Source organism: Micromonospora haikouensis (assembly GCF_900091595.1).
Lineage (GTDB): Bacteria > Actinomycetota > Actinomycetes > Mycobacteriales > Micromonosporaceae > Micromonospora > Micromonospora haikouensis.
This window is the reverse complement of the sequence record NZ_FMCW01000015.1, coordinates 122,810-142,675: the sequence shown is the minus strand read 5'-3', so window position 1 is coordinate 142,675 and position 19,866 is coordinate 122,810. Positions and strand designations below refer to the sequence as shown.

At 72.3% G+C, this 19,866-nt stretch carries 24 protein-coding genes; 9 read left to right on the top strand and 15 right to left on the bottom strand.

Annotation, left to right across the window (positions count from 1 at the left end):
• Nucleotides 1–79 precede the first annotated feature (79 nt).
• The 4 genes from GA0070558_RS17245 to GA0070558_RS17230 form a co-directional block, all read right to left on the bottom strand.
• A complete protein-coding gene (locus tag GA0070558_RS17245) occupies nt 80–1,168 on the bottom strand; it encodes a LacI family DNA-binding transcriptional regulator (RefSeq protein WP_091281105.1) in 1,089 nt (362 codons plus the stop codon).
• 60 nt (nt 1,169–1,228) lie between these two features.
• Nucleotides 1,229–2,194, bottom strand: a complete 966-nt coding sequence (locus tag GA0070558_RS17240; protein WP_043966147.1) for a carbohydrate ABC transporter permease — start codon at nt 2,192–2,194, stop codon at nt 1,229–1,231.
• Between the two features lies 1 nt (nt 2,195).
• Nucleotides 2,196–3,245 (bottom strand): carbohydrate ABC transporter permease, encoded by a 1,050-nt coding sequence (locus GA0070558_RS17235; protein WP_043966149.1) that lies wholly within the window; start codon nt 3,243–3,245, stop codon nt 2,196–2,198.
• 71 nt (nt 3,246–3,316) lie between these two features.
• Complete coding sequence (locus tag GA0070558_RS17230) at nt 3,317–4,663, bottom strand: ABC transporter substrate-binding protein (RefSeq protein ID WP_091281101.1); 1,347 nt, start codon at nt 4,661–4,663, stop codon at nt 3,317–3,319.
• A 259-nt stretch (nt 4,664–4,922) separates the two neighbouring features.
• On the opposite strand from GA0070558_RS17230, the gene GA0070558_RS17225 reads away from it, so the two are divergent.
• Nucleotides 4,923–5,696, top strand: a complete 774-nt coding sequence (locus GA0070558_RS17225) for a M23 family metallopeptidase (RefSeq protein ID WP_077938585.1) — start codon at nt 4,923–4,925, stop codon at nt 5,694–5,696.
• A 68-nt stretch (nt 5,697–5,764) separates the two neighbouring features.
• Here GA0070558_RS17225 and GA0070558_RS17220 read toward each other — a convergent pair whose 3' ends face one another.
• From GA0070558_RS17220 to GA0070558_RS17205, 5 genes are all read right to left on the bottom strand, one after another.
• Complete coding sequence (locus tag GA0070558_RS17220) at nt 5,765–6,256, bottom strand: TspO/MBR family protein (protein ID WP_091281216.1); 492 nt, start codon at nt 6,254–6,256, stop codon at nt 5,765–5,767.
• Nucleotides 6,257–6,403: 147 nt separating this feature from the next.
• On the bottom strand, nt 6,404–6,550 hold the full coding sequence (locus GA0070558_RS33435; protein WP_013288160.1) for a GPGG-motif small membrane protein: 147 nt from the start codon (nt 6,548–6,550) through the stop codon (nt 6,404–6,406).
• Nucleotides 6,541–7,314: a metallophosphoesterase family protein gene (locus tag GA0070558_RS17215; protein WP_074477467.1), complete on the bottom strand. Its 774-nt coding sequence runs from the start codon at nt 7,312–7,314 to the stop codon at nt 6,541–6,543. Before GA0070558_RS17215 ends, GA0070558_RS33435 begins: the two co-directional genes overlap by 10 nt.
• A 13-nt stretch (nt 7,315–7,327) precedes the next feature.
• Nucleotides 7,328–7,624: a hypothetical protein gene (locus tag GA0070558_RS17210; RefSeq protein ID WP_043966155.1), complete on the bottom strand. Its 297-nt coding sequence runs from the start codon at nt 7,622–7,624 to the stop codon at nt 7,328–7,330.
• Nucleotides 7,621–8,262, bottom strand: a complete 642-nt coding sequence (locus GA0070558_RS17205) for a nucleotidyltransferase family protein (protein ID WP_255700247.1) — start codon at nt 8,260–8,262, stop codon at nt 7,621–7,623. Before GA0070558_RS17205 ends, GA0070558_RS17210 begins: the two co-directional genes overlap by 4 nt.
• Nucleotides 8,263–8,360: 98 nt before the next feature.
• Between GA0070558_RS17205 and GA0070558_RS17200 the strand changes: the two genes are divergently transcribed.
• The 4 genes from GA0070558_RS17200 (at nt 8,361) to GA0070558_RS17185 (ending at nt 12,673) form a co-directional block, all read left to right on the top strand.
• Nucleotides 8,361–9,146 (top strand): dTMP kinase, encoded by a 786-nt coding sequence (locus GA0070558_RS17200; protein ID WP_256091987.1) that lies wholly within the window; start codon nt 8,361–8,363, stop codon nt 9,144–9,146.
• 224 nt (nt 9,147–9,370) lie between these two features.
• Nucleotides 9,371–10,285 carry a MurR/RpiR family transcriptional regulator gene (locus tag GA0070558_RS17195; RefSeq protein WP_043966157.1) on the top strand — a complete coding sequence of 305 codons (915 nt, stop codon included), beginning with the start codon at nt 9,371–9,373 and terminating at the stop codon, nt 10,283–10,285.
• Nucleotides 10,282–11,235 (top strand): N-acetylmuramic acid 6-phosphate etherase, encoded by a 954-nt coding sequence (murQ, locus tag GA0070558_RS17190; protein WP_077938587.1) that lies wholly within the window; start codon nt 10,282–10,284, stop codon nt 11,233–11,235. Before GA0070558_RS17195 ends, murQ begins: the two co-directional genes overlap by 4 nt.
• A gap of 448 nt (nt 11,236–11,683) precedes the next feature.
• Nucleotides 11,684–12,673 carry a sigma-70 family RNA polymerase sigma factor gene (locus GA0070558_RS17185; protein ID WP_176734248.1) on the top strand — a complete coding sequence of 330 codons (990 nt, stop codon included), beginning with the start codon at nt 11,684–11,686 and terminating at the stop codon, nt 12,671–12,673.
• Nucleotides 12,674–12,747: 74 nt separating this feature from the next.
• Here GA0070558_RS17185 and GA0070558_RS17180 read toward each other — a convergent pair whose 3' ends face one another.
• The 3 genes from GA0070558_RS17180 to GA0070558_RS17170 all read right to left on the bottom strand — a co-directional run bounded on the left by GA0070558_RS17180 (nt 12,748) and on the right by GA0070558_RS17170 (nt 14,728).
• The gene (locus GA0070558_RS17180; RefSeq protein WP_091281097.1) at nt 12,748–13,737 is read right to left on the bottom strand and encodes a C40 family peptidase; all 990 of its coding nucleotides are present in this window, start codon (nt 13,735–13,737) and stop codon (nt 12,748–12,750) included.
• A 172-nt stretch (nt 13,738–13,909) separates the two neighbouring features.
• On the bottom strand, nt 13,910–14,236 hold the full coding sequence (locus tag GA0070558_RS17175) for a DUF3817 domain-containing protein (RefSeq protein WP_077938590.1): 327 nt from the start codon (nt 14,234–14,236) through the stop codon (nt 13,910–13,912).
• A gap of 51 nt (nt 14,237–14,287) precedes the next feature.
• Entirely contained in the window at nt 14,288–14,728 is a 441-nt protein-coding gene (locus tag GA0070558_RS17170; protein WP_091281093.1) for a hypothetical protein, read from the bottom strand.
• A 121-nt stretch (nt 14,729–14,849) separates the two neighbouring features.
• Here GA0070558_RS17170 and GA0070558_RS17165 point away from each other — a divergent pair, with 121 nt between their 5' ends.
• Genes GA0070558_RS17165 through GA0070558_RS17155 form a run of 3 tightly spaced genes read left to right on the top strand, consistent with a single transcriptional unit; the run spans nt 14,850 to nt 16,097 of the window.
• Entirely contained in the window at nt 14,850–15,164 is a 315-nt protein-coding gene (locus GA0070558_RS17165; protein WP_091281088.1) for a DUF6158 family protein, read from the top strand.
• Complete coding sequence (locus GA0070558_RS17160; RefSeq protein ID WP_091281084.1) at nt 15,164–15,499, top strand: hypothetical protein; 336 nt, start codon at nt 15,164–15,166, stop codon at nt 15,497–15,499. Before GA0070558_RS17165 ends, GA0070558_RS17160 begins: the two co-directional genes overlap by 1 nt.
• A 58-nt stretch (nt 15,500–15,557) precedes the next feature.
• Nucleotides 15,558–16,097: a DUF1360 domain-containing protein gene (locus GA0070558_RS17155; RefSeq protein ID WP_077938594.1), complete on the top strand. Its 540-nt coding sequence runs from the start codon at nt 15,558–15,560 to the stop codon at nt 16,095–16,097.
• A gap of 79 nt (nt 16,098–16,176) precedes the next feature.
• Here GA0070558_RS17155 and GA0070558_RS17150 read toward each other — a convergent pair whose 3' ends face one another.
• The 3 genes from GA0070558_RS17150 to GA0070558_RS17140 form a co-directional block, all read right to left on the bottom strand.
• Complete coding sequence (locus tag GA0070558_RS17150; RefSeq protein ID WP_091281081.1) at nt 16,177–16,374, bottom strand: hypothetical protein; 198 nt, start codon at nt 16,372–16,374, stop codon at nt 16,177–16,179.
• A 32-nt stretch (nt 16,375–16,406) separates the two neighbouring features.
• Nucleotides 16,407–16,661: a hypothetical protein gene (locus GA0070558_RS17145; protein ID WP_439709612.1), complete on the bottom strand. Its 255-nt coding sequence runs from the start codon at nt 16,659–16,661 to the stop codon at nt 16,407–16,409.
• A 687-nt stretch (nt 16,662–17,348) separates the two neighbouring features.
• Nucleotides 17,349–18,458, bottom strand: coding sequence for a 3-deoxy-7-phosphoheptulonate synthase (locus tag GA0070558_RS17140; protein WP_091281074.1), 1,110 nt, complete (start codon nt 18,456–18,458; stop codon nt 17,349–17,351).
• Nucleotides 18,459–18,771: 313 nt separating this feature from the next.
• Between GA0070558_RS17140 and GA0070558_RS17135 the strand changes: the two genes are divergently transcribed.
• Nucleotides 18,772–19,842, top strand: a complete 1,071-nt coding sequence (locus GA0070558_RS17135; protein ID WP_439709609.1) for an alkaline phosphatase PhoX — start codon at nt 18,772–18,774, stop codon at nt 19,840–19,842.
• The last annotated feature ends 24 nt before the right edge of the window (nt 19,843–19,866 follow it).

The window sequence follows — 19,866 nt, the reverse complement described above, 5'->3', positions numbered from 1 at the left end:
AGCCGTCCCGGTCATGGTTCCCCGGTGGCACGCGGACGAACCCGTCCAGTCTGCCCGGTGCCGGGCGGACGGCCCGCGTTCAGTCCGCCCGGGGCGGGGCGGTCGAGTCGCGTACCACGAGGCGGGTGGGCAGGATCAGCGGCGCGGCGGCCGGCCCGGCCGGGCCGACCCCGCGCGGGCCGGGCACGAGCGGCCCGGACACGAGCGGCCCGGCCGGTGGCGGGAGGTCCCGGCCGCCGAGCGGGTCGAGCAGGATGCGGGCCGCGAGCCGGCCCTGCTCCGCCGCCGGCTGGGCGATCGTGCTCAGCCCGAGCACCCCGGACAGGTCGTGGTCGTCGATGCCGATGACGCTCACGTCCTGCGGGACCCGCAGGCCCGCGTCGCGCAGCGCGCTCATCGCGCCCATGGCCATCTCGTCGCAGGCGGCGAAGATGGCGGTCGGTGGCTCGCCCCGGGCGAGCAGCTCGATGGTGGCCTGCTCGCCGCCGTCGATGGTGAACTGCGACTCGACGTCCAGGCACGGGTCGGGCTCGATGCCGGCGGAGCGCAGCGCCTCCTGGTAGCCCCGGCGCCGGTCCAGGTGGGTGGTGAAGGCCAGCTCGTCGTCCGGGTCGCCGGAGATGTGCGCGATCCGGCGGTGGCCCAGGTCGAGCAGGTGCCGGGTGGCGGTCCGCGCGGCGGCCACGTCGTCGATGCGTACGCAGGGCCAGCCGGGCACCCCGCTGCCGGAGCTGATGGTCACGCCCGGCAGGTCCAGCATGGTGAGCGCGGCCAGCTCGGCCCGGCGCAGCGGGGTGGCGACCAGCATCACGGCGTCCACCCGCTTGTGCAGGTTGGCGGTGCCCAGCACCCGCTGGCGGGTGCGTTCCCGGCCGCCGAGGTTGTAGAGCAGCAGGTCGTAGCCGGACTCGTGCAGGGTCTCCTCGACGGCCTCGACCACGGTGCCGAAGAACCAGCGGGTGATCCGGGGGACGATCACGGCCACGGTGGCGGTTCGCCCGCCGGCGAGCCGCGACGCGCTCGGCGAGACCGCGTACTGGAGCTGCTCGGCGGCGGCGAGGACCCGGCGGCGGGTGGCCGCGGAGACCGTCGGCAGGCCGCGCAGGGCCCGCGAGACGGTGGCGGTGGAGACCCCGGCCAGGCGGGCGACATCATCGATCTTGGTCATGGATTCCCGCTCCGGCCCGGACCGCCGCCGCCCGGGAACGCGGGCGGCGGCGGTCGCGAGTCAGCCCTTGACGCTGCCGGCGAGCAGGCCGCGCACGAAGTATCGCTGGAGCGACAGGAACACGATCAGCGGTACGACGATCGAGACGAACGCGCCCGAGGTCAGCCGCTGCCACTCGTTGCCCCGGCTGCCGGCCATCTCGGCCAGCCGCACGGTCAGCGGGGCGGTCTCGCTGCTGCCCCCGGCGAAGATCAACGCGACCAGCAGGTCGTTCCAGACCCAGAGGAACTGGAAGATGCCGAAGGCCGCCAGGGCCGGGGTGATCAGCGGCAGGACGATGGTGCGGAAGATCTTGGGGTGGGTCGCCCCGTCGACCCGGGCCGCCTCCATCAGGTCCTTGGGGAGCTGCGCGATGAAGTTGTGCAGCAGGAAGACGGCGAACGGCAGCGCGAAGCAGGTGTGCGCGAACCACACCTGCGCGAACTTCTGCTCGTCGACCAGGTCCCAGGCGGGCATGAGGGTCACCCCGCCGAGGGTCACGCCGGTGGAGAAGAACTTCAGCAGCGGCACCAGCGCCATCTGGAGCGGGACGATCTGCAACGCGAAGATCGCGATGTACGCCCAGTCCCGGCCCCGGAAGTTGATCCACGCCAGCGCGTACGCCGCCAGCGACGCGAACGCGATCGGGAACAGCACCGACGGGATGGTGATCGCCAGCGAGTTGATGAAGTAGTTGGCCAACTGCCCCGACGACGAGGAGCGCCCGAACAGCACCTCCTGGTAGTTCTCCAGGGTGAACTGCGGGTTGGTGAAGAACGTCCACCAGCCCGTGGTCTTGATCTCGTTCTCCGGCCGGAACGAGGAGACGAACAGGCCGAAGGTGGGGATCGTCCAGAACACCGCGATGACGATCGAGATCAGCGTCGCCGTGCGGCTGTTGAGCCGCTTGCGGACCCGGCCGGCGGTGGTGGTGGTCTTTCCGGTGGCCTGTGCCCCGGCGGGGAGCGTGGGCGTCGTGGTGGTCATCTCAGCCCTCCCGCTGCTGACGCAGGTTGCGGATCTGGTAGATCACGAGCGGGATCACCAGGACGAAGAGGAAGACCGCCAGCGCCGAGCCCTGCCCGTTCTGGCCGTACCGGAACGCCTGGTTGTACATCTCGTTCGCGATGACGCTGGTGTCGTAGTTGCCGTTGGTCGCGGTCCGGACGATGTCGAAGACCTTCAGCGTGGCGATCGACAGCGTCACGACCACGACGATCAGCGCCGGGCGGATGCTCGGCATGGTGATCTGCCAGAACATCTGCCACGGGGTGACCCCGTCGAGCCGGGCGGCCTCGACGATGTCGGCCGGGATGGCCTTGATCGCCGCGGAGAGCACCACCATGGCGAAGCCGGCCTGGATCCAGACCATGATCACGATCAGCAGCAGGGTGTTCAGCGGCGATTCCAGCAGCCACTGCTTGGGCTCACCGCCGAGGCTCACCACGATCTGGTTGAGCAGGCCGATCTGGTCCTGCCCCTCGCCGCGGTAGGCGTAGACGAACTTCCAGATGATCGCCGCGCCGACGAACGAGATCGCCATCGGCATGAAGATCAGGGACTTGGCCACCGACTCGAACCGGGCCTTGTCCACCATGACCGCGTAGAGCAGCCCGAAAGCGGTGGCCACCAGCGGCACCAGCAGCACCCACACGAGCGTGTTGATCAGCACCCGGATGATCGAGCTGTCGGAGAACATCCAGGCGTAGTTGTCGAGTCCCACCCAGTTGCGGCTGCCGCCGTCCATGAACGACAGCAACGTGGTGCGGATGGCCGGGACGACCAGGCCGATCATGAGCAGCAGCACCGCTGGCAGCAGGAAGAAGAACGCGAACATGCCCTCGCGCGGCTTGCGGCGCCGGGGCAGTGGAGCCCCGTTCGCCGCGGCGGCGATCAGCTGTGCCTCGTGGCGTCGGGCGAAGTAGGACGGCACGGCGTCGAGGAGCAGCAGCAGGCCCCCGACGACCACGGCGAACGCGATCAGCCCGTACAACAACATGAGGAGCTTCGGCTGCACGTCGGCGAAGTCGAACTCCATCAACCCTCCTTCGGGGTTTCGGCTCGGCCGGTGGGCCGGCCCGTGTCGACGGACCGGCCCACCGCCTCAGATCACTTCGGCCAGCTGCTCTCGATGCCCTGGAGCACGGTCGCGGTGTCCTTGCCGTTGATCCAGTCGATCATGCCCTTCCAGAACGTCCCCGTGCCGACGGCGGCCGGCATCAGGTCCGAACCGTCGAACCGGAAGACGCTCTTCTGGTCCTGCAGGATCTGCACGGAGAGCTTGTCCACCGGGTTCGGCACGTTGGCCAGGTCGAGCTGCTTGTTGGCCGACACCCAGTCGCCGATCTTGGCGCGGCTGTTGGCGTACTCACCGGAGGCCAGGTACGTCTGCACGGCCTGGACCTCGGGACGGTCGGCGAAGGCCGCGACGAACTCGCCGCCGCCCAGCACCGGCTTGCCCTTGGCCGGGTCGATGGCCGGGAAGTAGAACGCGAAGACGTCGCCGTCCTCGGCCACCTTGGTGCCCTGCGGCCACTGGTTGGCGTAGAAGGACGCCTGCCGGTGCAGGGCGCACTTGCCGGTGGTGATCGGCGTGCCCGCCTCCTGGAAGGAGGTGGTGGAGATGCTCTTCACGCCGCCGAAGCCGCCGTTGACGTACTTCTCGTTCTTGAGGATGGCGCCGGCCTTGTCCACGGCCTCGGCGACCTTCGGGTCGTTGAACGGGATGCCGTGGGTGGTCCACTGGTCGTAGACCTCGGGGGTCTGCGTCCGCAGCATCATGTCCTCGACCCAGTCGGTGGCCGGCCAGCCGGTCGCGTCCTGCGACTCGATGCCCGCGCACCACGGCTTGGTGCCGCTCGCCGCGATCTTGTCGCTCAGGGCGATCAGCTCGTCCCAGGTGGTGGGGACGGTCCAGCCCTTCTCCTTGAAGGTCTTCGGCGAGTACCACACGAAGGACTTCACGTTGGAGCCGAGCGGGGCGCCGTAGAACTGGCCGTTGACGGTGCCGTACTTCAGCCAGTCGGCCGAGTAGTTCTGCTCGGCCATCGCCTTGGTGTCGGCGCTGGCCGCCTTGAGCTTGCCGGCGTCGGCGAACCGCTTGACCAGACCCGGCTGCGGGATGAAGGCGAGGTCGGGCGCGTTGCCGCCGTCGACCCGGACACCGAGCTGGGCCTCGAACTCACCGCTGCCCTCGTGGTCGATCTCGATGCCGGTGCAGTCCTCGAACTGCTTCCAGGACTCGTCGAGGCGGTCGGCCTCGATGTCCCGGATCGACGAGTAGATCGTGACCTTCTTGCCGTCGTTGCCCTGGTACTTCTCGTAAGCCGCACACTCCGCGGAGTCCACCTTGTCGCTGCTCTTGTCGTCGCCGGTGCCACAGGCAGTGACGCTGAGCGCCAGCCCCAGTACGCCGGCGACCGCGAGAGCCTGGCGTGGTCTGGCAAAGACCGCCATGCCGTTCTCCTTCCTTGCCGGCGCGGTCGCGTTCAACCGGCGCCGGTCCGATGGGCGTCACCACATGTAAGCGCTTGCATTGGAGCGCGTCCACCCCCAGTCGGACACGGACGAGTAACAATCCCGAAACCGGCTCACCTGTAGTGGGCACGCTCCCACGGATAGGGGTGTTCGCCCCGCCGCGACCCCTTTCGGTCGATGCAGGAATCTGCCACGCTGAAGGCAATCGATTGAAGTTTATCGACATCGGAGGTGCTGGATGCGTAAGCGGTGGTACAGCCTCGCGGCGGTCGGCGCACTGATCGCGGCGACCCTGGTGCCGGCGACCCCGGCCCTGGCCGCCCCGACCTTCAAGGTCCCGTTCCCCTGCGGCCAGTCCTGGTCCGGCCAGACCCGCTCCGACCACAGCCCGGCGTACGCCGTCGACTTCAACCGCACCGACGACCAGGGCGACCCCGTGGTGGCCAGCGCCCCCGGCACCGTCGACCGGGTGACCGACCTGGGCGGCACCAGCTACGGCAAGTACGTCCGCATCGACCACGGCGGCGGCTACACGACCTACTACGCCCACCTCAACGGCTTCAACGTCTCCGTCGGCCAGAGCGTCGGCTACGGCAAGGTCATCGGCTGGGTCGGCAGCACCGGCGGCTCCACCGGCCCGCACCTGCACTACGAGCAGCGGCTCAACGGCAACGACATCCAGGTCCGGTTCAACGGCAACCTGGCGCTGTACTGGGGCACCAAGACGTACACCAGCGACAACAACTGCTCGTCGAGCACCGGCTCCGGCACGGTCGACACCAGCGGCACCCCGCTGACCGTCCGCTCCGGCCCGGGCACCGGGTACTCCTCGGTCGGCACGGTCGCGGACGGGACGAAGGTGACGATCCACTGCCAGACCAGCGGCACCACGGTCACCGGCACGTACGGCACCAGCTCGATCTGGGACCGGATCGGCAGCGGCCGGTACATCGCCGACGCGTACGTCTACACCGGTTACGACGGCTACATCCCGAACGTCCCGCGCTGCTGACCGCCACGCGTGTTAGGAGGGGTCCCCTGTGCAACAGAAAGCGTTAACAGGGGGCCCTTCCTTGCGCCTCAGTTGAGCTGCCAGATGGAGAGGTTGAGGGCGGCGGCGAAGGTGACCCACGCCCAGTACGGCAGCAGCAGCGCCGCCGCCAGCCGGGAGACCCGCGCGAACAGCACCACGGTCACCCCGATGGCCAGCCACATCAGCACGATCTCGGCGAACGCCAGGCCGTACCGGCCGGCGCCGAAGAACAACGGGGTCCAGATCGCGTTCAGCACGAGCTGGGCCGTCCAGGCGTACAGCGCCGGGCCGAAGCCGACCCGCCGCCACACCAGCCACCCGGCGACAGCGATCAGCGCGTAGAGGAACGTCCAGACCGGGCCGAAGACCCAGGACGGGGGAGCCCAGTCCGGCTGGTTCAGGCTCGCGTACTCCTGCGAGGTGCCCCGCACGCCGAGCCCGCCGATCGCGGCGGCGACCGTCACGGCCGCGCCGAAGCCGAGCAGCGCCCACCACTTCCGCCCCCCGGTCGCGCGCCGGAGGCTGTCCGAAACTGTCATGTGCAGCAGGTGCCCGGCGGCCGGCGCCGGCAAACCCCGGACGGCATGGCGCCGGGGTCGTCCTGCCCGGTGGCCCCTGTCTGGGAGGACGGGGCTCCGGTCACGACGACCCCGGCGGGTCGGTGGTGGATACGACGAAGTCGGGGATCAAGTGTTGAAGATGCTGACCCCGCCCGGGCCGACCAACAGCCCGACGACGATGAGGACGATGCCCCACAGGATCTGCCGGCGGAACAGCGCGAGGATGCCGGCGACCACGAGTACGACTGCGAGAATCCAGAGAATCAGCTCCATGGCTGCTGAATACCCGAGTGACCGATCCGGGAAACCTCCCCGGCGTCCAGATGATCTCCCAGGTGGAAGATGCTGTACGCCTGCTTGATCACCGGGTGCGCCACGTTGCGCACCCGCACCCCGCCCGGGGTGGTGCCCCGCTCGCTGCCGGCGTGCGCGTGCCCGTGCAGGGCCAGCGCGGTCGGCGCCGAGTCGATGGCCTGCCCGAGCTGGTACGACCCGAGGAACGGGTAGATCTCCAGCGGCTCGCCGGCCAGCGTGTCCGGCACGGGGGAGTAGTGGGTCAGCGCCACCAGCAGGTCGCAGTCCAGCCCCCGCAGGGCCGCGCCCAGCGCCTCCGCGCTCTCGTTCGTGGTGCGGACGAACGCCTTCATCTCCGGCTCGCCGAAGTCGCTGGCGCACCGGCCGGCGAAGCCGCCGCCGAAGCCCTTCACCCCGGCCACGCCGAGCCGCCCGGCGGGGAACTCCAGCACGATCCCCTCGCCCTCCAGCACCCGGATGCCGGCCTCCTCCAGCACCTTGACCACCTGCGGCACCTGGTCGCACTGGTGGTCGTGGTTGCCGAGCACCGTCACCACCGGCACGCCCAGCCCGCCGAACTCCCGGGCCACGCAGCGCGCCTCGGCCTCGGTGCCGTGCCGGGTCAGGTCGCCGGCGAGCAGCAGCACGTCGGCGCAGTCGGGCAGCTCGTCCAGGGCGGGCCGGAACCGGCCCACCACGTCCTCGTCCAGGTGCACGTCGCCCACGGCGGCGATCCGGATCACCTTCCGACCTCCCTCACGGCAGCTGTTCGACCTGCGTGGGCGCCTGCGTGCGGATCACCCCGATGTCGCTGGTGACCGGCACGTCGGGGAAGCGCTCGGCGACCCGGCGCAGGATCTCCTCGCGCCGGTGCGGGCTCTCCACCTCGCCGTAGAGGACCAGGCCGCGCTCCCGGCGGACCACGGTGATCCCCTGCTCGGCGACGGCCGGGTCCTCGGCCAGCAGCCGGTGGATCTCGGCCTCCACGTACTCGTCGGGCGGGCCGGCGGTGACGGCGGGCGTCCCGGCGGCGCTGTCACGGTGCTCGCTCACGCGGTCTCCTTCTCCTCGGTGGCGCCGGCGTACGGCACCACGTCCAACCGGTCGAGCAGCACCAGGAACGCCTCGGCGTACGGCGAGTGCTGCGTCTCCTTGCGTACCCGTTCCCAGTCGATCTGTTCGCGCAGCGACCGGGCCAGCGGCAGCGCCCGGGCGAAGTCGCAGTAGTGCTGGGAGAAGCTGAGCAGCTTGTGCACCATGAGCAGGGACGCGGACAGCACGGGCATGTGGATCGCGTCGACCGGGCGGTCGATCGTGTCGGCGAACGTCTCCTCGGTGACCGGGGTCTCGATCGGGCGGTGGATCAGGTCCACCATCCGGCCGTCGTCGTAGACCTTCACCAGCCAGTCCTCGGGCGGGCGCTCGGCGTCGAAGCCCGCCTCGACCAGCGCCTCCAGCGCCCGGTCCACGTCCTCGCCCCGGATCAGGAAGTCGACGTCGTGCTCGCTGGAGTGCCCGCCGTGGGCGTACACCGCGAAGCTGCCGCCGAGGGCGAACGGGATCTCGGACTGTTTGAGCACGGCGGCGACCTTCTTCAGCGTGTGCACCAGGGTCTCGTCCCCGCGCTCGGCCATGTGGCTCTCCCGTCGGTCGTGTCGTGGACAGGCGGATTCGATTTGCGTACCCGGCATTTCGTTCGCCCACACCTGAGCCTCGCCCCGCGGGGCGCGAACCGGCTGCAAAGGGACGAAACGCCGGAGGTGAGCGCGGGTCCGATAGTCTGGTGAAGGTGGCCAGATCACTGCGGGACCGGCGGGGCGGGGCCCGACTGCGCGCCGTCGCCCTGATCGGCATCGACGGGTCGGGCAAGACCACCCAGGCCCACCACCTCGCCGAGGCGCTGACCGCCGCCGGCCGCCCCGCCACCTACCACCGCAACGCCGGCGGCCGCCGCTGGCTCGGCCGCCTCGCCCAGCGGCTCGGCCGCCCCGACGCCGAGCGGCTGGTCGGTCGGCGCGGCCTGCTCGCCGTCGAGTCCGTGCTGCGCTGGCTGGCGATCGCGGCGGCGCTGCTGAGCTGCCTCGTCACCGGCCGGACGGCCGTCATGGACCGCTACTCCGCCTGCCAGTACGCCAGCATCCGCGCGCACGGCGGGCAGCGCTGGGAGCGGCTGGCCCGCGCCGGATACCGCCTCTTCCCGCCGCCGCAGGTCACCTTCCTGCTCGCGGTCGACCCGGCCGAGGCGTACCAGCGGATCGAGCGGCGCGGCACCGACCACGAGACGATGGGCTGGCTGACCGCCGCCGACACGGCGTACCGCACGCTGCCCGAGTTCCCCAGCTTCGTGGTCGTCGACGCCGGCCGCCCGCCCGAGGAGGTGTCCCGGCAGATCCGGGCCCATCTGGCCGCCTGGCTGCCGGCCCAAGGCGTCGCGCCCGCCGAGGCCGCCGCCCCGGCCGCTCCGCCGCCGGCCGAGCCCGCTCCGGCCGCACCGACCGGCACGCCCGGCCCGGTGGCGCGCCCCGTCGACGACGCCGGCCGGGGGCCGGGGCTGCTCGTGGCGGGTCAGGCCTGACCGTAGGCCGGCCGGCCCACCCCGGGTGCCCCACCGAAGGGTGCCGCCGCCCGGACGGTGGGTCGCCGCGCCCGTCCAGCACGGGGCGGGGCCCCTCCGGGGGAGGTGTCGGGCGCTGCGTGGATGACAGTCTTTCCGCAACACTCGTGAACGTCCGGAGTACTTTTTTCCCGATACGTGGAGACATGGTTGACGCTCGCGCCCGGTGAAAGTAAGTTTCATCCGTGGCGAAGAGTCCGAAGATTTCTGCGAGTCACGAGCCGGGTGGGTTGATCGTCCACATCAGCGGCCTGCTCCCCTCGCTGTCGCCCGCCGAGCAGCGGGTGGCCCGGCTGGTGGTCTCCGACCCGGCGGACGCCGCCCGGCGCACCATCACCGACCTCGCCACCGCCGCCGAGACATCCGAGGCGACCGTCATCCGGTTCTGCCGCTCGGTCGGCATGGACGGCTACCCGCAGCTGCGCATCCGGCTCGCCGCCGAGGCCGCCCGCCGGGTCGAGCCGCCGGACGCCCGGGTCGTCGGCGGCGACATCCCGCCCGGCGCCGACCTGGCCCAGATCATCGCCACCATCGCGTTCAACGACGCCCGGGCCGTGGAGGAGACGGCCGAGCAGCTCGACCCGGCCGTCTGCGAGCAGGTCGTCGAGGCGATCGTCGGCGCGGGGCGGATCGAGGTCTACGGCGCGGGCGCGAGCGGCTTCGTCGCCTCGGACTTCCAGCAGAAGCTGCACCGCATCGGCCGCATGGCGTTCTACTTCCCCGACGTGCACACCGCCCTCACCTCGGCCGCGCTGCTCGCCAAGGGCGACGTGGCCGTGGGCATCTCGCACAGCGGCACCACCGCCGACGTGATCGAGGTGCTGGAGCAGGCCCGCGCCCGGGGGGCCAGCACGGTGGCGCTGACCAACTTCCCCCGCTCGCCGATCACCGACGTCGCCGACTTCGTGCTCACCACGGCGGCCCGCGAGACGACGTACCGCTCGGGCGCGATGGCCAGCCGGCTGGCCCAGCTCACCGTGGTCGACTGCCTCTTCGTCGGGGTGGCCGCCCGCAACCGCGCGCGGGCCCGCCGGGCGTTGGAGGTCACCGCCGACGCGGTGCGGACCCGGCGGGTCGGCCCCGGCCGGAGGCGGGGATGACGGCCGGGCGCGTCGAGCCCGGGGAGGTCACGGCGGTCCCCGCCCGCCCGGTGGTCCGGGTGGGCGCGCCCACCGAGCGGCGCAACCCGCGCAGCGTCGACCTCGACCTGATGTCCACCCGGGACGTGCTCACCGTGATCAACGAGGCCGACCGGCGGGTGCCGGCCGCCGTCGCCGCGGTCCTCGACGAGATCGCCGCCACCGTCGACCTCGCGGTCGCCGCGCTGCGCGGCGGGCACCGGGTGCACTACTTCGGCGCCGGGACCTCCGGCCGCCTCGGGGTGCTGGACGCTGCCGAGCTGGCACCCACCTTCAACTCGCCCCGGCACTGGTTCTGCGCCCACCTCGCGGGCGGCCCGGACGCGATGTGGCGGGCCGTCGAGGACGCCGAGGACGACCACCGGGGCGGGGCGGCCGAGGCGGCCGACTGCGTCGGCGCGGGCGACCTCGTCGTCGGGCTGGCCGCCAGCGGACGCACCCCGTACGTTCTCGGGGCGCTCGCCGCGTCCCGGGCCCAGGGGGCCTCGACGGTGCTGCTCTGCGCCAACCCGGAGGCCGAGGCCGCCGGGTCGGTCGACGTCTTCATCGGGGTCGACACCGGCCCCGAGGTGGTGACCGGCTCGACCCGGATGAAGGCGGGCACGGCGCAGAAGCTGGTGCTCAACACGTTCTCCACGGCCGTCATGGTGCGGCTGGGGCGGGTCTACTCGAACCTCATGATCGACATGGTGGCCACCAACGCCAAGCTGCGCGGCCGGATGATCTCGATCCTGATGGAGGCCACCGGCTGCGCCGAGGAGGTCTGCCGGCGGGCCCTGCACGAGGCCGACGGTGACCTCAAGACCGCCCTGGTGTCGCTCGTCTCCGGCGCCGAGGTCCCCGCCGCCCGGGCCGCCCTGGCCCGCGCCGCCGACCAGGTCAGGGGCGCGCTCGACCTGCTCGCCTCCTGAGCGTCTGCGGCCCCTGCCGGTGCGGGCCGTGACGGTGGTCACCAAGCGCCGACGGTGGGACTTACCACACGGCACGGATTGTTCAACCGGGGCGAGGGTATTCCGTATCCGTGAATGAACCGACCGGTCCGCCGCCGCGTATCAGCCGGTGACCAGGATCGCAGTACGGCGGTGACGCGGGTCGCTGTGCGCCCCGGGGTGGCGATGGTGCCATGCCAGAGGCGGACGCGTTCCGTCGATCCGCCGACCCGTCGGTGGCGCCAACGGCGAGCCACTTTTCGGGGTGCTGACAGCAAACATGGACCGGGCTCTCAGCTACTACTCAGGCATTCGTGACACTTTCGACTCACGACATGGAATCCCCGACGCGTCTCAACTGTTGTGCAGGTGTCAGGTCAGCACCGGAGGGCACAGCGGAAGTTACGGGGGAGGGCTGATGGACGTGGGGATGGCAAGGAACCGGGCAACCGGCGCGAGCGAGGGGACCGTGGGCAACGTGGACAAGAACATCGGCATGCGAACCGACGAGGTGGCCGAGGAGCGCGACCTGGTCGGAGTCTACCTTCACGAGATCTCCCGGACGCCACTGCTGGACGCCGCCACCGAGGTCGACCTCTCCAAGTCGATCGAGGCCGGGCTGTACGCCGAGCACCTGCTCGAGACGGACAGCGTTCCCGCCGGTGTCGCCCGGGACGACCTGGAGCGGGTGGTCGCCGAGGGGGAGCGGGCGAAGGACCTCTTCATCCGCGCCAACCTGCGGCTGGTCGTCTCCATCGCCCGGCGCTACGTGCGCTCGGGCATGCCCATGCTCGACCTGATCCAGGAGGGCAACACCGGCCTGGTCCGGGCGGTCGAGAAGTTCGACTACGAGCGCGGGTTCAAGTTCTCCACCTACGCGACCTGGTGGATCCGCCAGGCGATCAGCCGGGCGATCGCCCAGCAGGAGCGCACCGTGCGGCTGCCGGTGCACCTGGTCGAGGACGTCAACCGGATGCGCAACGTCGCCCGGCAGCTCACCCGCGAGCTGGGCAGCGACCCGGAGCCGGAGCAGATCGCGGCGGCCCTCGGCGTCACCGTCGAGCGGGTCAGGGAGCTGGTGCGCTGGTCGCAGGACACGGTGTCGCTCGACACGCCGGTCGGCGACGACGGCGACACCAACCTCGGCGACCTGGTCGCCGACAGCGACGCCCCGTCGCCGGAGGAGATCGTCCTCACCGGCCTGGAGCGGCAGCGCATCGAGGGCCTGCTCAATCACCTCGACGACCGGTCGGCCGGCATCATGCGGGCCCGCTACGGCCTGGAGGACGGACGGGAGCACTCGCTGACCGAGGTCGCGTCGCGGTTCTCGCTGTCGCGGGAGCGGATCCGGCAGCTGGAGATCCAGGCGCTGGGCCGGCTGCGCGAGCTGGCCCGGGCGGAGGGGCTGCAGGCCGCCTGAGCTGGTAGTAATGACGGCGAACGGCCGGCGTCCGATAGGGGGACGCCGGCCGTTCGCCGTCGCGCGGGAGCCGGTCAGCGGACCCGGCCGTACCCGTAGGGCGGCATCAGGGCGAGGGCCCGCTTCTCCACGTTGCGGCCGAAGGTCGGCGCGTGGATCACCTGGCCGTCGCCGACGTAGATGGCCACGTGGCCGAGGCTGTTGTAGAAGACGAGGTCGCCCGGGCGCAGCTCGCTGCGGCTGATGTGGCTGACCACGCCCCACTGCATCCGCGTGTTGTGCGGCAGGGACTTGCCGGCCGCCCGCCAGGCCGCGGAGGTGAGGCCGGAGCAGTCGTACCCGTTCGGGCCGTCGGCGGCCCAGACGTAGGGCTTGCCGAGCGCCCCGTACGCGTACCGCACGGCCGCGCCGGCCCGGCCCGAGACGGCCGGGGCCTTCTCGCCGGAGCCGGACTTCCCGCCCGAACGCGCCTTCGGCGGGGTGGGCTCGGTGGCCCGCCCGTACGCCTGCCGGCGCATCTCATACAGCTCGGCCAGGTCCTTCTCGATCCGCTTGCGGCTGGCGGTGAGCTGCTTCGCCTGCGCGGCCTGCTTCGCGAGCGTGGCGTCCAGCCGCCCCTTCTGGTCGAGCAGCCGGCGCTGGTTCTCGGTGTAGCCGGCGATCCGCTGCTGGCGCTGCCGGCTGAGCTGGCCGAGGGTGTCGAGGCGGTCCAGCAGGGTGCTCGGCCCGCCCGGGCTCAGCAGCGCGTTGGCGGCGTCCAGCCGGCCCGACTTGTACGCGGTGACGGCGATCGTGCCGACGTCCGCCCGGCTCTGCGCGGTCTGCTCCTCCAACGGCCCGATCCGGGCCGCGAGCTTCGCCGCGGTGGCCTTGTTCGCCTTGATGTCCTCGTTGAGCTTGTTGTAGGACTCGACGACCCGTTCCAGCTCGGTCGAGGACTTCTCGATCCGCCGCGTCAGCTCGGCGGGGGTCGGCTCGGCCCGAGCCACCGACGCCGGGGCGATCAGCGTGGCCACGAGGCCGGCCGTCACCAGTGCGCGCAGCGAATTTCTGAGGGACGACAAGAGCGGAGGGCTCCTCTCCCACCAGCCGGCACGACGTCGCGGACGCCGCGTCGGCACCGGCCCGGGGCTGTCCTGGTGGACGGCGGTCGACCGGTCCGGCCTGATCAACCTAGCGCGGGACGGAAGTTACCCGCAGGTGAAGCAGGGACGAAAGTGGCGAAAGGGGACTTACTCAGCCGGCCACCGGCTCCACGGCCGGGGCGGGCCGCGGGGCGAGCCAGTCGCTGACCCGACGCTCGGCGTAGAAGGACACGAACGGGACGGTGCCGGCGAGCATCACCAGCAGCATCCGCTTCAACGGCCAGTCCGCCCGGCGGGACAGGTCGAACGTCGCGGCCAGGTAGAGCATGTAGAGCCAGCCGTGCGCGGTGCCGACGACCGCCACCACGGCCGGCTCGTCGAACCCGTACTTCAGGGGCATGCCGACTGCGACCAGCACGACCAGCGCCACGCCCACGATCCAGGCGATCACGCGGTACCGGGTAAGGGCTCCGCCCACCTTCGTCCGTCCTTCCGAAACCGGCCTGCGCCGGATAGTCGCGAACCGGCGTCAGCCGGGATAGTCCCCGGGTCGGGCGCCCGGGTTGGCGTTCAACCATGCCAGGTAGCGGTTGTAGGCGGCCAGGTCGGTGTCGTCCGCGCCGTCGACCGGCGTGGCCGGCGCGCGGGACACCCGCACCGGCCGGCGTACCCCCGTGGGGGTGGCGGACGGCGTGGCCGCCGCGACCCGGTCGGCCTGGGCCGGCTCCTCCGTCGCCGGCTCCGCCGGCTCGTCGCCGTGGGCCGACCGCAGGGCGTGCCGCAGCTCACGCCACCAGACGAAGAGCACGAACGCGGCGAAGACCGGCCACTCGACCGCGTACCCCCAGCTCAGCGCATTGCCCCCGGCGGCCCGGGTGATCTGCCACCAGCCCAGCCCGAGGAAGCCGACGACCAGCACGACCATGGCCACGTGGCGGGCGATCCACGCCGGTGTCCAGAGCCGCTTCATGGCATCGAGGGTACCGGTCGGCGGCGGCGTCTCCGACGCGGCGTCGTAGTGCCGGTGGTTTGCCGGGGGCGCGGGTGGGCATCCGTCTAGACGCCAGCCCAGACGAGACGAGGGGGGCGACATGACCGAATCAGCCTGGCGGACGACCACCGGCCCGGCCGAGGCCAGCCCGGAGCAGCGGATGCCCGAATGGGACGGGGACCACCTGCGCGACCCGGCCACCGACGAGGAGCCCGGCATCGACCCGGCCGAGCTCGCCGACGACGACCTGATCCGCGAGATGCACAGCCTGCACCGCACCCGCCTCGACACCCTGCGGCACGCGTCGGACTCGGCGCTCGCCAACCACCTGCGGCGCACGGCGGACCTGGAGACCGAGTACCTGGCCCGGCACCCGGGGCGGGAGATCGACCCGGCCAGGCTGCGGGACGAGTGATGACCGCACGCGCCCAGCGCGGCATGTCCGCGCCGCCCGAGGTGGTGTTCAGCACGGCGACCGACCCGGATCGCGCCGCGGCCTGGCTGCCCGAGCCGCTGCGGTCCGACGGCGACAGCCGCCCCGAGGTCGACACGGGGGACCTGCGGGCCTGGTGGCGCAGCGACTCCGCGCCCGGCTGGTCGGCCGAGATCCGGGTCGAGCCGGCCGACGCCGGGGGCGCGCGGGTGCGCCTCGACCTCGCCGGCGCGGCCGGCGGGGCGGAGGCCGGGCTCGCCGACGAGACCCTGGCCAACCTCGCCCGCGAGGTGGCCGACAACCTGACCGCCGGTTGACCGGCCGGCGGCGGGCCCCTCGCGGGGGCCGCGACGCGCAGACGATGAGGAGACCGGGTTGAGCGAGAGCAGCCTGAAGCAGAAGGTGGCGCGACTGCGCCAGGCGTACGCGCCGCACGAGTACCGTCCGCTGGGCGGCTACCTCGCGGCGATGGGCACGTACGCGGGCGTGACCGCCACGATCGCGGGTCTGGTGCGGGCGACCGGCCGCCCCGTGCCCGACCGGCCCGCCACCGCCGACGTGGTGCTGCTCGCCATCGCCACCCACAAGCTCAGCCGGCTGCTGTCCAAGGACGCGGTGACCAGCCCGCTGCGCGCCCCGTTCACCCGCTACGACCACCCGATCGGCAGCGGCGAGGTGATGGAGCAGGTCCGCGACTCGGGCAGCCCCACCCGGCACGCCATCGGCGAGCTGCTGAGCTGCCCGTTCTGCCTGGCCGTCTGGGTGGCCACCGGGCTCACCGGCGGGCTTGTCCTGGCCCCCCGGCTGACTCGGCTGGTGGCCACCGCCCTGACCGCGGTCGCGGCCTCCGACTTCCTCCAGATGGGCTACGCCGTGGCCCAGCAGGCGGCCGAGGGCGGCCACCACAAGGACTGATCCCCTGTCGTACGCCCGAAAGGGAGGGGGCCTTCGCCGGCCCCCTCCCTTCGCGTTCGCGTCTGCCGCCGCCTGCGCCTCAGCGCTGCATGCCGGACCAGCCGTGCGGAGACTCCGGCTCGCGCTCGTCCTCGTCCTCGCCGGTGATCACGTCCGCGTCGACGGCCGTCTGGTCGTGTTCGTTGGCGAAGTCCGGCTCGGGCGTGCTGTCCAGGCCCTCCGGCGGCTGGCCGAGCGCCTCGATGTGCTCGCGGTGCTGCTCCTGGCGATCGGTCATCTGGCTGTCCTCTCGGTTGCGTGGCCGGGGCGTCAGAGTGCCGAGCCGCCCAGCAGGTCGGCCGCCTCGTCCACGGCGTACTCGCCCTGGGGGAGGGCGGCGATCCGGGTGAGCAGCGACGCGGGAAGCTCGGCGGCGACGGCCCGGCGGTAGATGTCCGCCTGGCTGATCCGCTCCTGGCCGTGGTAGACGTCGTCGAGCAACTCGTCGAGCGGCCGGGTGTCCAGCTCCTCGACCGGGCCGGCGTCGCTCACGGGAGCCGCCGTCACGGGTGCTTCGTCGGTCACAGCTTCGTCGGTCACGACGATCAGCTACCCGGGGCGGAAACGACCAAACCCGGGAGGGGCGAGCGCGCACAGTGGGGCGGTCGCGCCGGCGTGACGCCCGTCACGTCGGTGGCCGGAACATCGACCGGGCCCCGCCGGTTGTGACGGGTGTCGGTGTGCCCAGTGTCCCCGGGCCTCACCTGAAATGCCTTCGCGGAATACCGTCCGGCTGGAGCCGCGTCGCGCCACGCGCCGAGAGGCGACCTGCACACCGACACCAGCGGCGCCCCGGTCTTTCGGCCGGGGCGCCGCTGGCTTTGCCCACCCCGGCCGCAGGTGGCAGGAGCCGCGCCGAGGGGCACGCCTGGCGCCGCGCGCGCCTGAGCGCCGTCGGGTGTGACGCACCGCTACCGCCGGCGGGCGCCGGCCGGGGTCTGCCGGGAGACGTCCGCCATCCGCTCCCGTCCCTTTGCTCTGCACCCGCCGACGCAACGGCTACAGGGTGTCACCAAGTTGTCCGGGCCGACACCGCGCGGAACCCGCAAACCTGCTGTTCCGCAGGGTGCTGCGCCGGTGGGTGCAGAGCAAAGGGGATGCGGGAGCCGGCGTGGGGTTGGCCGGCCAGCACGCAGCGTGAGACCGCCCCGCATCCCTCTCGGTCGAGGGTCGCAGTCACCGTCGGTGACCGCGACGCGCCCCTCGCCGGCGTCAGGCGGGGGTGGAGGTCGGGGTGGGAGAGGCGGTGGCCGGGGTGGCGCGGCGGGCGCGGACGGCGGTGGCCAGGTCGTCCAGCACCCCCTCGGTGTCGTCCCAGCCGAGGCAGGCGTCGGTGATCGAACGGCCGTACTCCAGCTCCCGCGTCGGGTCCAGGTCCTGCCGGCCGGGGAGCAGGAAGCTCTCCAGCATGACGCCGACGATGCCGCGCTGCCCGGCGGCGAGCTGGGCCGCGACGTCGGCGGCGACCAGCGGCTGGCGGCGGTGGTCCTTGCCGCTGTTGGCGTGGCTCGCGTCGACCACGACCCGCTCCGGCAGGCCGGCCGCCCGCAACTGCGCCAGCGCCGCGGCGACGGAGGCGGCATCGTAGTTCGGGCCGTCGTTGCCGCCCCGCAGCACCAGGTGGCCGTCGGCGTTGCCCCGGGTGTGCATGATCGCCGGGGTGCCGGACACGTCGATGCCGGGGAAGACGTGCGGGACGCCGGCCGCGCGGATCGCGTCCACGGCCGTGCCGATGCTGCCGTCGGGGCGGTTCTTCATGCCGATCGCCATCGACAGCCCGGAGGCGAGCTGCCGGTGCACCTGGCTCTCCACGGTGCGGGCGCCGATCGCGCCCCAGGCGACGGTGTCGGCGATGTACTGCGGGGTGATCGGGTCGAGGAACTCGCAGCCCACCGGCAGGCCCAGCCGCAGCACGTCCAGCAGCAGCGCGCGGGCGGTGCGCAGGCCGGTGTTCACATCGCCGGAGCCGTCCAGCGCCGGGTCGTTGATCAGGCCCTTCCAGCCCACCGTGGAACGCGGCTTCTCGAAGTAGACCCGCATCACGATCAGCAGGTCGTCGGCGAGCCGGTCGGCGGCGGTGCGCAGCCGGGCCGCGTACTCCAGGGCGGCCGCCGGGTCGTGCACCGAGCACGGGCCGACCACGACCAGCAGCCGGTCGTCGGCGCGGTCCAGCACCCGGGCGACCGCGCGCCGGCCGTCGAGCACGGCCTCGGTGAGCGCCGCGTCCAGGGGCAGGTGGTGGTGGAGCAGGGCCGGGGTGGTCAACGGCACGACGCGGTCGATCCGCTGGTCGATGACGCGATGGCTGTCCGGGGAGGTCACGGTGGGGTTCCTTCCGCCGACCGTGCCCCGGGGCCGGCGCCCGAGGTCGAGCCGGCTGCTCGTACGCAAAAGGGCAGGGAATCAGGCCCCTGCCCAGCCGGCTCGAAGAGGAAGTGACGTCAGATCACGGTGAAGTCACCGGCTCCTCCAGCCGGCTGTCTAAACCATCGATACGACCGCGTCACGCCGACCAGCCTACCCGACGCGGCGGGAAAGGCTCACCCCGTCGTCGGGAAAGCCTCGCCTCACGTTCACTTTCGTCGATGTATTCGTCGGTAGTTTCGGCGCCACACACCATCGCCTGGAGGTTCGAATGGACCGTCGTACGCTGCTGCGCGCCACCGCCGCGTCGGGGGCCGCCGCGCTGGCCGGCAGCCTCTGGTCGTCCGTCGCGTCGGCCGCTCCCGCCCAGCCCGGGACGGGTCCGTACGGGCCGCTGGGCGCCGCCGACGGCAACGGCATCCAGCTCCCCGCCGGGTTCACCAGCCGGGTGGTGGCCCGGTCCCGGCAGGCGGTCGCCGGCACCTCGTACGCCTGGCACGACGCCCCCGACGGCGGGGCCTGCTTCCCCGCCGGAACCGGGTGGATCTACGTCTCGAATTCCGAGATCACCCCGGGCGGCGGGGCGTCGGCCGTGCGGTTCGCCGCCGACGGGAGCGTCGCCTCGGCGTACCGGATCCTGTCCGGGACCAACCAGAACTGCGCCGACGGCGCGACCCCGTGGGGCACCTGGCTCTCCTGCGAGGAGGTCAGCCGGGGGTACGTCTACGAGACGTACCCGCAGGGCGGGACGGCGGCGGTGCAGCGCCCGGCGCTGGGCCGGTTCAAGCACGAGGCGGCGGCGGCCGACCCCGTCCGGCAGGTCGTCTACCTGACCGAGGACGAGCCGAACGGCTGCTTCTACCGGTTCCGGCCGACCGTCTGGGGCGATCTGTCCGCCGGCACCCTGGAGGTGCTGGTCGCCGGCACCGCCACCAGCGGCCCGGTCACCTGGGCCCGGGTGCCGGACCCGGACGGCTCGCCGACGTACACCCGCCAGCAGGTCTCCGGGGCCAAGCGGTTCGACGGCGGCGAGGGCTGCTGGTACGCCGACGGGACCTGCTGGTTCACCACCAAGGGCGACAACCGGGTCTGGGCGTACGACGCGGTCGCGCAGCGCATCGACCTGGCGTACGACGACTCGCTGGTGACCGGCGGCAGCGCGCCCCTGACCGGGGTGGACAACATCGTCGGGGCCCGCTCCGGCGACCTGTACGTGGCCGAGGACGGCGGCAACATGGAGGTCAACATGATCACTCCGGCCGGGGTCGTCACGCCGTTCCTCCGGATCACCGGGCAGGGGTCGTCCGAGATCACCTACGAGGTGCGCGGCCCGTTCCGCTGAGCCGTTCGCTGGGTAGAGACTCCG